The organism is Streptococcus parasanguinis, assembly GCF_015557775.1.
GTDB lineage: Bacteria > Bacillota > Bacilli > Lactobacillales > Streptococcaceae > Streptococcus > Streptococcus parasanguinis_AA.
In genome coordinates, this window is sequence record NZ_JADNOY010000005.1 from 58,313 (window position 1) to 72,592 (window position 14,280).

Genomic DNA, 14,280 nt, shown 5'->3' on the forward strand with positions numbered 1-14,280 from the left:
GGCTTTTTCTATATAATAATGGGAATGATTAGCTTGATTTGTGCACCATTATGAATATTTTCTAAATGCATCGTTCCATTATGAAGTTTCATGACACGTTTCACGAAAGATAAACCAAGTCCAAAGTGACTTTCTTGAGAGGGTGTTCTTGCTTGGTCCTCTTTATAGAAAAGATTTCCAGCATGTTGTAATACATTTTTTGAAAAAGTAGATTGATTATTCCATATGGTTAGAACTAATCGATTTTTTTCTTGTGACATTGTTAGCTGGATCTTTGCATCATTATCTTTTTGATGTTGTATTGCATTATTAATAATATTTGTGATTGCTCGAAAAAATAAATTGGAATGAATGGCAATTTGTGTTGATGGAGTTACTGTATTTGAAAAAACAAAATGTGTATTTCTTGGGAGTAAAGGAGTGATATGTTCCTTCAATTGATGAGTTACTTGTTGAATCGATATATTTTCAAGTTGAATATCATGGTCGTAAAAGGTTTTGGAATATTGGATAAAGTGGTTAAAATAATCGTTTAACTGAATACTTGCTTGCTCAAGGTCTTTAAGACATTCCATTGTTTGAGGTGTTTGCTCAGTGGATTGTAAGAATTCAGCATTTCCTCTGATGACAGTTAGAGGGCTACGAAGATCATGTGCAGCGCTAGATACTTGAAACATGAGTTCTTTTTTTTGATCTTTTTCATTTTGAATTCTATTTTTTATTTCAGATTGCATTTTTTCGATCAGATCGTTTGTTTCAATGAATTCTTTAATCTGCAAATGGTGATGTTCATTTTTGGTGAAATATAGACCACTATGATAAACCATGTTCATTTCTTTTTGAATATTGGTTAATAATTGTCTAATATTTATTACAATGATAAAAATTAAAATGATGCAAAGATATATCCAAGAACTGACGCTAAAAAATAAAGCAAAGTGATTGGCATTTTTCTCATTAATTCCAGATACAGAAGATAGAAGAGCTGGAACTATGTAAAAAAGTATCAGACATAGAAGAAATTGCCAAATGATTTTAAGGTAGGTACGCTTAATGAGTTGCTTGATTGTCAATTCTTTTTCCATTTGTATCCTCCTCCCCAAACGGTTTTGATGGGATCAATTTGATGAATCTTAAATTTTTGTCTAATTTGATAGATGTATTCAGTGATGGATCGTAGTTGTGCATCAGAGTCTATAGGATAAAGATAATTGTAAAGTTCTTCTATGCTAAATATTCGGTTTTCATTTTTTGCTAAAAGGTAAAGTAAATCAAACTCTCTCTTGGTCAATGAAATTCTCTTTGATTGATAATAAACTTCTTGACTATCTCGATAAAAAGTTATATTTGAATCCATCTCTTCTTTAGAGGCGTTGTGAGATCTTTCTTCCCTACGAAGATGCATTTGAATTCTTGCAATCAATTCCTTTATGCTGAATGGTTTTGTGATGTAATCATCGGCTCCGGCTTGTATTCCTTTTAGTAAATCTTCTTCAAAATCTTTAGCAGTTAGAAATAGGATTGGAGTAGTAATTTGTGAACGAATGGAACGACAGATTTCTAAACCAGAAATAGGCATCATGACGTCAAGTAAAATTAGATCGAATCCAGTAAAGTCACAGATATTAATCTCCTCAATATTTTTACGAGTTTCCACGTGAAAGTTGTTCGCTTTTAATGTATTCGCTATTAATCGTAAGATTTTTTCATCATCGTCAATGGCTAAAATTTTATACTTCATAGTTCCTCCAATTATATGAGCATATTATAGCAAATCTAGAATGTAATTTGTTGAAAATGAAAAAAATAATTATTCTGAGAATTTCCTGATTTTCTCCTGTTATACTTGCTCCAAGTGAAGGTGGAATTTCACTAAAAGTCAGAAAGGAAAAAGAATGAATGATAACAATTCAAAAGCTACATAAGGAATATAATAGTAAAATTGTCCTTCAAAACGTGTCTTTCAAAGCCAAGAAAGGTGAGATTACTGGATTGATTGGACCGAATGGATCTGGAAAATCAACTTTAATTAGAATTTTACTTGGTTTAGAAAATAGTCAAATGGGAATGGCGTTGATCGATGGAAAAAAATACTCTCAATTGGGAGATAATCCTTTTTGTATTGTTGGATCATTCCTAGATAGTTGTCAACCTTATCCAACTAGAACAGGATTTCAGCATCTTCGGTGGATTGGCTTGGCTTGTGGCGTTGACAAAAATAGGTGCAACGAATGTTTAGAGTTGGTGGGGTTAAGTGAAGCTAAAAATAAAAAAGTAAAAGACTATTCATTAGGAATGAAGCAACGTCTTGGTTTAGCAACAGCCTTATTAGCAAATCCTGACATCTTAATTTTAGATGAACCAATCAATGGACTAGATCCAGAAGGAATTCGCTGGGTACGTAATTTTTTACAATCTTTTGTCAATGAAGGTAAAACTGTATTAATGACAAGTCATTATATGAGTGAGTTAGAATTAACTGTAGATCATTTGGTTGGTATTTCTAATGGCAAAATTGTTATTGATGCTCCTACAAAAGATATTTTGAAACAGTTTGGCTCTTTTGAGGAAGCATATTTTAAAGCACTCGAAGGGAAAGAAGGTGAATAATATGTTGAAGCGTTCCTTTTTTAGTGACCTTTATAAATATAGTAGTTTACCAACTTTTAAAGTTACTTTTTTTCTTATTTTGGGAGTCAGCATATTTTTTACAATTCAAAATATCCAGGTGATAAATGCCTTAGTAGAAGGAAATGGACAAGCGGTTAACCTTGATCCATCTATGTTATCATCGAATCCAGTGTATACAGTCAGGGATGCTCTCTTATCTTCACCCTACCAAGCAAGTGTCATTTTCTTGCCAATTCTTGTTTCACTTGTTTATTCAACCCATTATCAATTTGGTGATGATTATTTTAGCCAGTTATTGATTCCTAACTGGAAAGTTCGTCTTACTGGGTTTATTGCAAGTTCGATTGTCCTATCGTTACTCTCTACTTTAATATTTTCTATAGTAAACGCTGTTATTTTATTCGTTTTTCTAGATTCAACTCTAAAGAATTTTTTAGAATTGACATTGTTTTTAGATGTCACGGTAAGAGTTATGATATTTGCAATCGTTCTTACTTTATTAGCTTTACTTTTCGTAATCGTAACGAAAAAATCAATGACTGCATTAATTGCAGACGTTTTATTATTGGTAATCACCTTATCAGGTATTCTAAGAGGAATTTCCTCTAAAATAGAAAATCTATTGCCTTTGATTGGAGCAAAGTCATTTGCATTTGGCCGAATCGAAGGGACTCAAACGAGCCAATTGTACGGGTTTACACTTATAGTAGTAGAAGGGATCTTGTTCTTGGTGTTCATAATGGTTGTAGAAATGATTCGAATGAGGAGGAAGAATGGCAAGAATATTATTTAGTCTTATCGTCAAAAAATATAGTTTAAAACCCGTAAAGTACCAGATAGCTATACAGTCACTTTTGATAGGTTTTGTGTGTCTCTTCTGTGTGTTACCAGTTTCAATCAATGATACTGTTGTACAATTATCTATAAAGCAAGCTCTTGTTTTTGCCTCAATGCTCTCTGTTAGTATAGGGTGTGTTAATGCATTTGTTGAGTTACAATCACACGAAACAAAACTAGTTTATTTGGTAAGTGGGAAAAGGATCTTAAGTTCAATTCGGATCCTGTTCGTAGAGTTATGTGATGTAGTACTACAATCAACCTTGTATTTCATTGTACTGCTTATATGGTTTCATTTTTTTAGTAGCGAAAATGGTGTCAGTTTAGAAATTTTCAGCTTCTATTTGATTGGCTCCATCCAATACTTTTTAATATCTTACTTCTTAAGTTATTTTTTCAAAAGTCCAATGGGGAGTTTAGCTATTTTGTTGCTATTTCCTATTTTGGTACAACCATTCATAGAAAGAGTAGTGGAACCATTGACTAGTTATCTATTTTATAATATTGTTGCGGATACCATATTAGGTAGTGCTTCCAATTTGCAACTCTGTATTTACGTTATTGGATTTGTATGTTCACTCGGTGCAACACTCTACTTCTTGGTAAGGAATCAAGAAGTTAAGTAGTAAATAAAAAGATACTGATGAGCAAACTTGCTACTTCTGTAAGTCATTGACGTTGATGTTTATTACGTATTGCATGGTTTTAGAATAAAAGACAAGACTTTCGAAGTAATTGCGAGAGTCTTGTTTAGTTTTTATGCTAATGAGTGTCCAATTAATTAGATTGTAATTCGCTCATGTACCAATTTAATGGATCGTTCTGTAACATGTTGTTTTCTCTCTTCATTCCTCATCTCAGAGAATTCTGGTGATTTATGGTAAAATAAGGTCTATATATGTGAGGACAAAGAGATGATTAATCGAGTAATAGACAACAAATTTAAACTAGTATCCAAATACCAACCGTCTGGGGACCAACCGCAGGCCATTGAACAGTTGGTGGATAACATAGAAGGTGGCGAAAAGGCCCAAATCTTGATGGGGGCAACTGGTACGGGGAAGACCTATACCATGAGCCAGGTCATTGCCCAGGTCAATAAACCGACCCTGGTCATCGCCCACAATAAAACGCTAGCAGGTCAGCTCTATGGGGAGTTTAAGGAATTTTTCCCTGAAAATGCGGTTGAGTATTTCGTCTCTTACTACGATTACTACCAGCCAGAAGCCTATGTGCCATCGAGCGATACCTATATCGAAAAAGATAGTTCGGTCAATGATGAGATTGACAAGCTTCGTCACTCCGCAACCTCAGCTTTGTTGGAGCGTAACGATGTCATCGTTGTAGCTTCCGTCTCTTGTATTTATGGTTTGGGTTCGCCGAAGGAATATGCCGATAGCGTGGTGAGTCTGCGTCCAGGTCTGGAGATTTCTCGTGATAAACTGCTCAATGACCTGGTGGATATCCAGTTTGAGCGCAATGATATCGACTTTCAACGGGGGAAATTCCGTGTTCGTGGAGATGTGGTCGAGATTTTCCCAGCTTCGCGTGATGAACATGCCTTCCGAGTGGAGTTTTTCGGGGACGAGATTGAGCGGATTCGGGAGATTGAAGCTTTGACAGGCCAAGTTCTGGGAGATGTGGACCACTTGGCCATTTTCCCAGCTACTCACTTCGTGACCAATGATGACCATATGGAAGTGGCCATTGCCAAGATTCAGGCGGAACTAGAAGAGCAGTTGAAAGTCTTTGAAAAAGAAGGCAAGCTCTTAGAAGCCCAACGTCTAAAACAACGGACCGAGTATGATATTGAAATGCTACGGGAGATGGGCTACACCAATGGCGTCGAAAACTACTCCCGTCACATGGATGGCCGGAGTGAAGGAGAGCCTCCCTACACCCTTCTTGACTTCTTCCCAGAAGATTTTCTCATTATGATCGATGAAAGTCACATGACCATGGGACAGATCAAGGGCATGTACAATGGGGACCGCTCGCGCAAGGAGATGTTGGTCAACTATGGCTTCCGTTTGCCATCTGCCTTGGATAACCGGCCACTGCGTCGTGAGGAGTTTGAAAGCCATGTCCACCAGATTGTCTATGTGTCTGCGACACCGGGTGACTATGAGATGGAACAAACCGATACTGTCATCGAGCAGATCATTCGTCCGACAGGTCTACTCGATCCTGAGGTGGAAGTGCGTCCGACCATGGGACAAATGGACGATCTCTTGGGTGAAATCAATGCGCGTGTAGAACGTGGAGAGCGGACCTTTGTCACCACCTTGACCAAGAAGATGGCAGAAGACTTGACCGACTACTTCAAAGAAATGGGTGTTAGGGTCAAATACATGCACTCAGACATTAAGACTTTGGAGCGGACGGAGATTATCCGTGATTTGCGTTTGGGCGTTTTTGATGTCTTGGTCGGAATCAACCTTCTTCGGGAAGGGATTGACGTACCAGAAGTTAGTCTAGTTGCCATTCTCGATGCGGACAAGGAAGGTTTCCTTCGTAACGAGCGTGGGCTTATCCAGACTATTGGACGGGCAGCCCGTAATAGTGAGGGTCACGTGATCATGTATGCGGACACCATGACCCAGTCTATGCAAAAAGCCATCGATGAAACAGCCCGTCGTCGGAAAATCCAGATGGCTTATAATGAAGAGCATGGCATTGTACCACAAACCATCAAGAAGGAAATCCGTGACCTCATTTCTGTTACCAAGGCTGTGGCCAAGGAAGAGGACAAGGAAGTGGATATCACCAGTCTCAACCGCCAAGAGCGCAAGGAACTGGTCAAGAAACTGCAAGGTCAAATGCAAGAAGCCGTCGAAGTGCTTGACTTTGAACTAGCAGCCCAAATCCGAGATATGATGTTGGAAGTCAAGGCTTTGGATTAGATAGGATAAAGCGAATGAAGATTATCATTAAAACAATGGAAACTCCTGAAGAGATAGAAGGAAAATCTCTCGTTCATTGGCAAACGTGGAGAGAGGCTTATGACGATCTTTTACCCGCGGAATTTCAGGAGACGATGACATTAGATAGATGTCGTTTCTTTAGTCAACAGTATCCAGAAAATACCTTGATTGCGATGGATGGAAAGAAGGTCGTTGGGTTTATCAGCTATGGAAATTTTCGTGATGAGGCCATTCAAGCTGGTGAAATCATTGCCTTATATGTTTTAAAAGATTACTATGGAAAAGGTGTGAGTGAACAGTTAATGCATGCTGCATTTGTTGCTCTTGATCAATTCTCTGAAATTTATTTATGGGTATTGAAAGATAATAAGCGAGCCATTGCTTTCTATCAAAAAATGGGTTTTACTTTTGATGACCAAGAACAAATACTTAAACTTGGAAAACCTGTTAAGGAATTGCGGATGATATGTTCTTCAAATAAAAATTCCTAAAGGACCTATCTATCAATCTTTGAACCATTATCAATTAATCAAGTAAAAATATAAAAGAGATAGAATGAACCAAAGAGATGAAGGAGAAGACGAATGAAGATTCTAGTCATCAATGGGCATCCGGATAAGGAAAGTTACTGTCAGGCTATTTTTCAAACCATTGTAGAAAATATTGACCCAGGTCGCCATGAACTTAAAGTGATCAGTCTCAATGATGAGGACTTTGATCCGGTTCTTCGCTATGGCTATCGAAAGCGGATGGAGGAAGATCCCTTTATCCTTCGTTCTCAAGAATGGATCCAGTGGGCGGATCACCTGATCTTTGTCTATCCCATCTGGTGGAGTAGTATGCCGAGCCTTCTGAAAGGTTGGATTGACCGGGTCTTTACGCCGGGGATTGCCTACTCGGCTAATGATAAGGGAAGTTTTATCTGGAATTACCTCAGAGGCAAGCAATTCAAGAAGTTACTCAAAGGGAAAACGGCCAGTATTTATGCGACTTCCATGGCGCCAACTTGGTGGTACAAGATCTTTTCAGGCCCTCTCAACATTCCTGATAGTTATGGTATCTCTGTTTTGAAAAATGCCGTCTTGAACCACTGTGGGATTAAAACCAAGCGCGTCTGTATCTTGGGAGAAGTCGGCCGGGATGTGAATACCGCTAGCATGCGGGAACAGCATCTCCAAAAGGTAGCAGCAGAAGTGAAGAAACTCTGATCCTGTCCTTGTCTTTGTTGGACATTTCTAGGCAAGTGGTTGTATTCTTAATGGATGTTGGATAAAATAGAATTAAAATCCATGGGAAATAGGGGAAATAAATATGTTGCTGTTTATGTATATAATCTATGTCATCTATTTCATTTCAAAACTGAAAAAAGAAGATAAAAGGGTCTCTCTTTTTACGAAGATTGTTGTTTATGGTTTATTGGTTTTATCATTGATTAAGATCTATTTCGGCATAGTGGCATTTATATTTTCCCCTTTACCACTAATTGGTTCAATAGTTTCTTTAGCTCTTGGTGGTATGAGATTGGTTCTTAAAATAGTTATAGCACTTAGCTTACTTTTATTATCGCTAAGTCTATTCTTAGACAGCAAAAAAAGTGATCCGGATGCGCCCCTTATAGAACATTGGCTCCGGTTAGGTTATCATATTCTGTTGATGTTACTTTAGGAGATCCAGCTTAAACCAATTACTAAGAAAGGGAGATCAACATGAGAAAGTATCGGAACCTGTTTCGGATCTTATATCTGATTTTGTTGCTTTTTGTTTTTGCTAACTTCCTTTTGGACTTCTATGGTTATGTCTTTACGCCGCTCCTCTGGAATCCCTGGTTGTATCTAGGAGCTGTGACTATTCTATGTCACATCTGGTATCGCTTCTATCGAAAACATGCACCAAATTGGAAGAATCTTGTAAGTGTTCTTTTGAGTCTCTTTGCTAGCCTGATCCTAGTATTTTTCATTGAGTTGTTCTTTAGCTTCGATGGCCACGGTTCGGTAACGATTCACTCGGAATATTATTTAAAAGAGAAGTCAATTGTCTTTCAGAGAGGTTCTCTTTTGGATGCCTATGATGAATACCATGAGCTGGTAAATCCCTTTGTGATGAAAAAAGAGATAAAGAAAAAAGTTTATATTGATTAATTGTCAATATCATAGAAAGGAAATATATGTCACGCGCAACATCTACTGTTTTAACAAACCTATGTCTGATTGAAGACACTTTAACGAATAAAGTAGTCCTCCAATACCGCTCACCTGAAAAGACTCACTGGGCTGGCCATGCTTTTCCAGGTGGCCATATCGAAGAAGGAGAAAGCCTTGTAGAATCCGTCATTCGTGAAGTCTACGAAGAGACAGGACTGACAATTGCAGATCCAAAACTGGTCGCAGTCAAAGACTGGGAGCCAGATGAGGGAGGCCGCTATATTGTCTTTTGCTACAAAGCGACAGAATTTACAGGCCAGCTCAGATCATCTGAAGAAGGAGAAGTTTCTTGGGTTGAGAAAGACCACTTAGAAAAGTTGGACTTGTCCTACGACATGCTTCCTCTGCTGGAAGTGATGGAAGACCCGGATTTGTCCGAGTACTATTACCGCAAACGGACAGACGATGGCTGGGAAAAATTAAGATTTTAAGTAAAGGGACTAGAGGTATCTAGTTCTTTTTTTCTCTTCAAAGATAAAATGTTGCTTAAAACATTGAGAATGTTCCATTCGTGCTTGAATCTGCTTTTAAAAAGTACTATAGTATAAGCATAAAATACAATTGTAATCTTTCATACTGTGAATAGAAAGAAGGCAAGATATGAAATTACAATTTAGAATCCTTATAGGAATTTGCTTCTTGATCGGTGCCTTAGTCTTTGCCTTTCAAAAGGAATGGTTATACGCTTTGCTGTTGCTTTTAGTTGGGGCTTCTTACCTTTATAAAGGAGTGGGTCGATGAAGACTGAGTGTTTAAACATCAAGGGGCTAAATGTTTGGTATAAAAAAGACAAGCCCATTATAAAAGACGTGAATTTGCTTGTACCCAATCATTCTGTAGTCGGGTTGATTGGTCGAAATGGAGCTGGGAAGACAACCTTGCTAAAAGCTTTAAGTAGTGTCTTTGATCATCGGCAGTATGCAGTTGAGACTGTTACCATAGAAGACAAGGGGACCTCTTTTCATACGAATTTCTATAAGAGCCGTACCTATACAGTTTTTACTGAAAACAACAGTTTTTTAAACTGGGATTTTGTTCACTATTTTAATTTTGTCTGTCGTTTGTATCATCGAAAGAGAGATGAAAAGGTATTGCAGGACTTGATTTCAGGCTTTCATTTTGAAGAATTTCTCAACACCGATATCGGTAGTTTGTCAACGGGAAATAAGAAGAAAGTCTTCTTGATCACAGCTTTTTATCTCAAACCTCCCCTCCTTATTTTGGATGAACCATTTGATGGCCTAGATTTTGATGCGACAGAATTTCTATATGGTTTACTATTACAGTATAAAGAAGAAGGCTCTATTCTGATGAGTTCGCATATCGCAGAGAGTATCGTTCGGGTTTGTGATACAGCTTATTCTATTGAAGATGGTCACCTAGACGCGATCGAATCAAATTTAGAAGATTGGTTTCGGAACGTCAATCGTCAGAGGGGGTAGAGCATGCTACTAGCAATTTTTAGAGATTTGGTATCCAAAAATCGGCTCTTCTTGTTCTTGACTTCCTTAGCCTTTGCTCTTTATTACCATCTTGTTGGGGCAAAATTCTCTACGAGCTTTCAAGTCTTGCTGATCAGTACGGCTATTGTTACTGCTCTATCAACTTTTCAATTGCTCTATTCCTACTTTTCGATGGACAGGGTCCAGGCCTACTACCAACTTCCTTTGTCTCTCAATCATTTCAAAGGGTCTTTTCTTGCGGTAACCTTTCTTCTCAATTTACTAGAGCGCGTGCTGTTATTGATCCTCTTTTTAGGAGTCAGGTTAGATCTGCTACAATCCTTTAAGCTCGTCCTCCTTTCCTTACTGGTGGTATTGAGTGTGTTTTATATCTTTATCCAGTTCAATACCAGGACTAGTTTTCTAGGAGGAGTGCTCATTTTTGTAACGACTGTTCTTTCAGTATCTTCTTTATGGGTCCAACAAGTGTCCTATATGATCTTACTTTCAGCCCTCGTTGCTATCTTTATTTTTAAAAATGAGGACTTGATCGCGATTTCAAAACATGATCAGTTGCTCGTCGCAAAGAGAAGAAGTGGCAATTATTTTTGGATTTCCTTGTTTCAAGAGCGTTATTTTTCCATCAATTTTGTATTTACTCTCATTTTCCTCTTTCTCATTTTGATACAGGATTATGATGCTCCATTAAAAATCATCATCCTGTTAACAATTGCTTCTGTCAATACGCCATTAACCACCCTCATTTCCGCTGATAAAGATTTGATCGATCATGTCAAGTCCCTACCTAAGAGTCGGTTCTTTTACTTGATGTATTACCGTGTATTGCTGACCTATTTCCTATCTGTGAATCTATTTGTTGCTCTTTTATTAAAAATGGTGGTCATGCCTGACTTTGGGATCCTATTTTTACTAGGAGTGATGATTCTAGCAGTAGTGGAAGCTGTTTTGCACTTACTGATTGAAATCTATTTCCCTTTAAGAAAATGGAATTTAAAGAGAGAATGTTGGAAGCACCCAAGAAAATATATTGTGCCTAGTATCGTCTTCTTACTCAGTTGGAGTCTCCTTTTCTGCTTCTAAGGAATTGCCCCTTCGCTTGTATCTACTCCTTAATTGTAGTATGATAGAGGAGTTGAAAAGATGCTAGAAAAGGTGGCAAGTATATGAAAGATTTTCACTTTGATGCAATTGCTGCATTTGAAAATTATGAAATCGAAAAGATGAGAGATGGCCATGTAGTGGTGACAACCAAGGTCGTAGAATCATCGCTCAATTATTATGGAAATGCGCATGGAGGCTATCTCTTTACCCTGTGTGACCAAGTCAGTGGTTTGGTCGTGGTTTCTCAAGGTGTCGATGGGGTGACCTTGCAATCCTCAATCAATTACTTGAAAGCAGGGCGTCTGGGTGATGTCCTGACCATCCATGGCGAATGTGTCCACAGTGGACGGACGACTCGAGTTGTGGATGTTGATATTACCAATCAAGATGGGGCCAATGTCTGCAAGGCAACCTTTACGATGTTTGTTACGGGAGTGAGAGATGAGTCCGCACAAGTACGCATTTAAAAACTATATTTTTGATTTTTATGGAACCTTAGTCGACATCGAAACCGATGAGTCGAGTCCCATTTTATGGGATACCATGGCCCAGATCTACCAATCCTATGGGACTAACTACACAGGAGAAGGTTTGCGCCTGCGCTATAAAGAGTTGGTGCAACAAGCCGAAGCAGAAATCGCCAAGGAAAAACAAGTTGCCTACCCAGAGATTGATCTGACGGTCATCTTTGTACAATTGTATTTAGAAGGTCATCCAAGTGGGAATAGCGTTGCCCACCTCAAAGAGTGGGGACGTTTGATTGCGCGGACTTTCCGTGTCCTTTCTCGCAAGCGATTGGAGCTTTATCCTCATACGAAAGAAGTATTAGAGGATATGAAAGCTGCAGGTTGCCGAATCTTCCTCTTATCCAATGCCCAAGCAGATTTTACCAATCCTGAGATTGATTTAGTAGGCTTGAGAGAACTTTTCCATGCCATTTACTTGTCATCAGATGCAGGTATTCGCAAACCTCAGCCAGAGTTCCTCTTGGAAGTCATCAAAGAACACCAGTTGAACCCTGAGAAAACGGTTATAGTGGGGAATGACTTTACAACAGATGTTGCTGTGGCCCAAAGTATCGGCATGGAGAGTATCTTGATCAATACCTTCCCATACTCTGATACTGAACTGCGCGAGAAGAATCAAGCAGGCGTGCGCGTGATTCGAGATATTCAAGAATTGCAGGAAGATTGAAAAATATGATCTATGTAGGGAGGCCAAGTCGCCTCCTTTTTTCTTGAAAATGCTACAGTCGAGCAGGATTTGTCAAATTTTCGCTTTCATGGTATACTATGAAAGTTAATTTGAATAAGGAGATAAAAATGAATAACTTACCAAACTGTCCAAAATGTAACTCTGAATACGTCTATGAAGATGGAGCGCTCTTGGTATGCCCAGAGTGTGCGTATGAATGGAACCCAGCTGAGGTCGAAGAAGAAGAGGGTGTCGTAGCGATTGACGCCAACGGAAACAAATTGGCTGATGGCGATACAGTGACATTGATCAAAGATTTAAAAGTCAAGGGTGCACCGAAAGATTTGAAACAAGGTACGCGCGTGAAAAACATCCGTATCGTGGAAGGAGACCACAACATCGATTGTAAGATTGATGGCTTTGGTGCAATGAAACTCAAATCAGAATTTGTGAAGAAAATCTAAAGATGAGAATAAGGGCCTAGCCCCTTTTCTTTCAGGAGAATACTATGAAATTCAAACTATTATTTAGCTATCGTTTTCTATTGTTTATTTTGAGTGTACTTGGCGTTTATCTGCAACTGACCAAGCATGGTGGCTTTGGCATGATGCTCTATTACACCATTTTATCTAACATGTTGGTCATGTTCTTTATGGGAGACATGGTTTGGCGCATGCTTCGAGGGCGTTCGACCCAGACTCAGGGCTACCTTCGCATGAAAGGCGCAGTTACCATGTCCATTATGATCACTTGTGTCATCTACCACTTTATGTTGGCGCCTCTTGCGACACCAGAGAAGTTTTATCGTTTGGAAAACTTCCTTTGTCATTACATCGTTCCTTTGATGTTCTTCTTTGATACTCTAGTGATTGATAAAGCCAAGCAATACCGTAAGTTCGATCCCTTCCTTTGGACCTCGATTCCACTGGCTTACATGCTCTTTGCCCTTCTCAATGGGTTGGTCTTGAAGTGGCCGATTCCAGGTGCAAAAGATAGTCCCTTTGCCTATTTCTTTATCAATGTTAATAAATACGGCTGGGCCTTTGTGGGCAAATGGGTGGTGATCATTTTTATCGCTTACCTCTTAGCTGGCTATGTGCTCTATGGGATGAAAAATATCAAGCGGAAATCGGCTGCTTCTTAGTAAAAACCGAACATTATTCGGACGTAAAGTCATGTTTTTAAATTTTTTTGAAAAATGTTGAGTTTTTTCTTGCATGTCGTTTGAAACTGTGATATAGTTATCTCAATTAAATAAATCCTTTAATCCTGTCCCGTGAGGCAGGCAAGGAGACTGTGAAAAACAATGGCTAGGACCATAGGGCGAGACTCTATCCTCTTAGACCATTCATTTGCTGAACCTCCTTGAAAAAGGAGGTTTTTCTTTTACAATTAAGGAGGACTGAATGAAAACCAAAGAAGTCGTTGATGATTTGACGATGAAACGGGCCATTACCCGGATCACCTACGAAATCATTGAACGAAACAAAGATTTGAGCCAGATTGTGCTGGTGGGGATCAAGACGCGTGGTGTTTACATCGCTCGCCGGATCCAAGAACGCCTCTCTCAGCTGGAACAAATCGATGTCCCTGTAGCAGAACTAGATACCAAGCCTTTCCGAGATGACATGAAGGCGACTGAGGATACAACGGTCTTACCAGTTGATATCGCTCATAGAGAAGTCATTTTGATCGATGATGTCCTCTATACAGGTCGCACGATACGCGCTGCCATTGACAATTTGGTCAGTCACGGTCGTCCTGCTCGAGTGAGTCTTGCGGTTCTAGTCGACCGTGGGCATCGGGAGTTGCCGATTCGTCCGGACTTTGTTGGGAAAAATATCCCGACAAGTAAGTCAGAGGAAATCATTGTCGAGATGGTGGAGCTAGACGGTCAAGACCGCGTCCTCATCAGAGAAGCTTAAATAA

The 14,280-nt window shown here is 39.0% G+C and carries 17 protein-coding genes; 15 read left to right on the forward strand and 2 right to left on the reverse strand.

Annotation, left to right across the window (positions count from 1 at the left end):
- Positions 1-8: 8 nt before the first annotated feature.
- A complete protein-coding gene (locus I2F76_RS07430) occupies positions 9-1,085 on the reverse strand; it encodes a sensor histidine kinase (RefSeq protein WP_195487560.1) in 1,077 nt (358 codons plus the stop codon).
- Positions 1,070-1,741 (reverse strand): response regulator transcription factor, encoded by a 672-nt coding sequence (locus I2F76_RS07435; RefSeq protein ID WP_195487561.1) that lies wholly within the window; start codon positions 1,739-1,741, stop codon positions 1,070-1,072. Before I2F76_RS07435 ends, I2F76_RS07430 begins: the two co-directional genes overlap by 16 nt.
- A gap of 158 nt (positions 1,742-1,899) precedes the next feature.
- Here I2F76_RS07435 and I2F76_RS07440 point away from each other — a divergent pair, with 158 nt between their 5' ends.
- The 15 genes from I2F76_RS07440 (at position 1,900) to pyrR (ending at position 14,276) form a co-directional block, all read left to right on the forward strand.
- Positions 1,900-2,610, forward strand: a complete 711-nt coding sequence (locus I2F76_RS07440; protein ID WP_195487562.1) for an ABC transporter ATP-binding protein — start codon at positions 1,900-1,902, stop codon at positions 2,608-2,610.
- Between the two features lies 1 nt (position 2,611).
- Positions 2,612-3,424 carry a hypothetical protein gene (locus tag I2F76_RS07445; RefSeq protein WP_195487563.1) on the forward strand — a complete coding sequence of 271 codons (813 nt, stop codon included), beginning with the start codon at positions 2,612-2,614 and terminating at the stop codon, positions 3,422-3,424.
- On the forward strand, positions 3,405-4,094 hold the full coding sequence (locus I2F76_RS07450; RefSeq protein WP_195487564.1) for a hypothetical protein: 690 nt from the start codon (positions 3,405-3,407) through the stop codon (positions 4,092-4,094). Before I2F76_RS07445 ends, I2F76_RS07450 begins: the two co-directional genes overlap by 20 nt.
- 288 nt (positions 4,095-4,382) lie before the next feature.
- Positions 4,383-6,371 (forward strand): excinuclease ABC subunit UvrB, encoded by a 1,989-nt coding sequence (uvrB, locus tag I2F76_RS07455; protein ID WP_195487565.1) that lies wholly within the window; start codon positions 4,383-4,385, stop codon positions 6,369-6,371.
- 14 nt (positions 6,372-6,385) lie between these two features.
- Positions 6,386-6,883, forward strand: coding sequence for a GNAT family N-acetyltransferase (locus I2F76_RS07460; protein WP_195487566.1), 498 nt, complete (start codon positions 6,386-6,388; stop codon positions 6,881-6,883).
- A gap of 93 nt (positions 6,884-6,976) precedes the next feature.
- Positions 6,977-7,600 (forward strand): NAD(P)H-dependent oxidoreductase, encoded by a 624-nt coding sequence (locus tag I2F76_RS07465; RefSeq protein WP_195487567.1) that lies wholly within the window; start codon positions 6,977-6,979, stop codon positions 7,598-7,600.
- 498 nt (positions 7,601-8,098) lie between these two features.
- Positions 8,099-8,530 (forward strand): hypothetical protein, encoded by a 432-nt coding sequence (locus I2F76_RS07470; protein ID WP_195487568.1) that lies wholly within the window; start codon positions 8,099-8,101, stop codon positions 8,528-8,530.
- 26 nt (positions 8,531-8,556) lie between these two features.
- Positions 8,557-9,024 (forward strand): 8-oxo-dGTP diphosphatase, encoded by a 468-nt coding sequence (locus I2F76_RS07475; RefSeq protein WP_195487569.1) that lies wholly within the window; start codon positions 8,557-8,559, stop codon positions 9,022-9,024.
- A gap of 306 nt (positions 9,025-9,330) precedes the next feature.
- A complete protein-coding gene (locus tag I2F76_RS07480) occupies positions 9,331-10,035 on the forward strand; it encodes an ABC transporter ATP-binding protein (RefSeq protein WP_195487570.1) in 705 nt (234 codons plus the stop codon).
- Positions 10,036-10,038: 3 nt separating this feature from the next.
- Complete coding sequence (locus tag I2F76_RS07485; protein ID WP_195487571.1) at positions 10,039-11,136, forward strand: hypothetical protein; 1,098 nt, start codon at positions 10,039-10,041, stop codon at positions 11,134-11,136.
- An 83-nt stretch (positions 11,137-11,219) separates the two neighbouring features.
- A complete protein-coding gene (locus tag I2F76_RS07490) occupies positions 11,220-11,624 on the forward strand; it encodes a PaaI family thioesterase (RefSeq protein WP_003016342.1) in 405 nt (134 codons plus the stop codon).
- Positions 11,599-12,351 carry an HAD family hydrolase gene (locus I2F76_RS07495; RefSeq protein WP_195487572.1) on the forward strand — a complete coding sequence of 251 codons (753 nt, stop codon included), beginning with the start codon at positions 11,599-11,601 and terminating at the stop codon, positions 12,349-12,351. Before I2F76_RS07490 ends, I2F76_RS07495 begins: the two co-directional genes overlap by 26 nt.
- A 128-nt stretch (positions 12,352-12,479) precedes the next feature.
- A complete protein-coding gene (locus I2F76_RS07500) occupies positions 12,480-12,815 on the forward strand; it encodes a zinc ribbon domain-containing protein YjdM (protein WP_003016288.1) in 336 nt (111 codons plus the stop codon).
- Between the two features lie 44 nt (positions 12,816-12,859).
- Complete coding sequence (locus tag I2F76_RS07505) at positions 12,860-13,495, forward strand: Pr6Pr family membrane protein (protein ID WP_049523391.1); 636 nt, start codon at positions 12,860-12,862, stop codon at positions 13,493-13,495.
- A 262-nt stretch (positions 13,496-13,757) separates the two neighbouring features.
- Positions 13,758-14,276 carry a bifunctional pyr operon transcriptional regulator/uracil phosphoribosyltransferase PyrR gene (gene pyrR, locus I2F76_RS07510; protein WP_049523388.1) on the forward strand — a complete coding sequence of 173 codons (519 nt, stop codon included), beginning with the start codon at positions 13,758-13,760 and terminating at the stop codon, positions 14,274-14,276.
- Positions 14,277-14,280: the final 4 nt, after the last annotated feature.

Coding starts and splice junctions, on each gene's coding strand:
- I2F76_RS07445 (WP_195487563.1), top strand. CDS start 2,612: ATGTTGAAGCGTTCCTTTTTTAGTGACCTTTATAAATATAGTAGTTTA.
- I2F76_RS07500 (WP_003016288.1), top strand. CDS start 12,480: ATGAATAACTTACCAAACTGTCCAAAATGTAACTCTGAATACGTCTAT.
- I2F76_RS07505 (WP_049523391.1), top strand. CDS start 12,860: ATGAAATTCAAACTATTATTTAGCTATCGTTTTCTATTGTTTATTTTG.
- I2F76_RS07435 (WP_195487561.1), bottom strand. CDS start 1,741: ATGAAGTATAAAATTTTAGCCATTGACGATGATGAAAAAATCTTACGA.
- I2F76_RS07475 (WP_195487569.1), top strand. CDS start 8,557: ATGTCACGCGCAACATCTACTGTTTTAACAAACCTATGTCTGATTGAA.
- I2F76_RS07485 (WP_195487571.1), top strand. CDS start 10,039: ATGCTACTAGCAATTTTTAGAGATTTGGTATCCAAAAATCGGCTCTTC.
- I2F76_RS07460 (WP_195487566.1), top strand. CDS start 6,386: ATGAAGATTATCATTAAAACAATGGAAACTCCTGAAGAGATAGAAGGA.
- pyrR (WP_049523388.1), top strand. CDS start 13,758: ATGAAAACCAAAGAAGTCGTTGATGATTTGACGATGAAACGGGCCATT.
- I2F76_RS07465 (WP_195487567.1), top strand. CDS start 6,977: ATGAAGATTCTAGTCATCAATGGGCATCCGGATAAGGAAAGTTACTGT.
- I2F76_RS07490 (WP_003016342.1), top strand. CDS start 11,220: ATGAAAGATTTTCACTTTGATGCAATTGCTGCATTTGAAAATTATGAA.
- I2F76_RS07480 (WP_195487570.1), top strand. CDS start 9,331: ATGAAGACTGAGTGTTTAAACATCAAGGGGCTAAATGTTTGGTATAAA.
- I2F76_RS07470 (WP_195487568.1), top strand. CDS start 8,099: ATGAGAAAGTATCGGAACCTGTTTCGGATCTTATATCTGATTTTGTTG.
- I2F76_RS07440 (WP_195487562.1), top strand. CDS start 1,900: ATGATAACAATTCAAAAGCTACATAAGGAATATAATAGTAAAATTGTC.
- I2F76_RS07495 (WP_195487572.1), top strand. CDS start 11,599: ATGAGTCCGCACAAGTACGCATTTAAAAACTATATTTTTGATTTTTAT.
- I2F76_RS07450 (WP_195487564.1), top strand. CDS start 3,405: ATGGCAAGAATATTATTTAGTCTTATCGTCAAAAAATATAGTTTAAAA.
- I2F76_RS07430 (WP_195487560.1), bottom strand. CDS start 1,085: ATGGAAAAAGAATTGACAATCAAGCAACTCATTAAGCGTACCTACCTT.
- uvrB (WP_195487565.1), top strand. CDS start 4,383: ATGATTAATCGAGTAATAGACAACAAATTTAAACTAGTATCCAAATAC.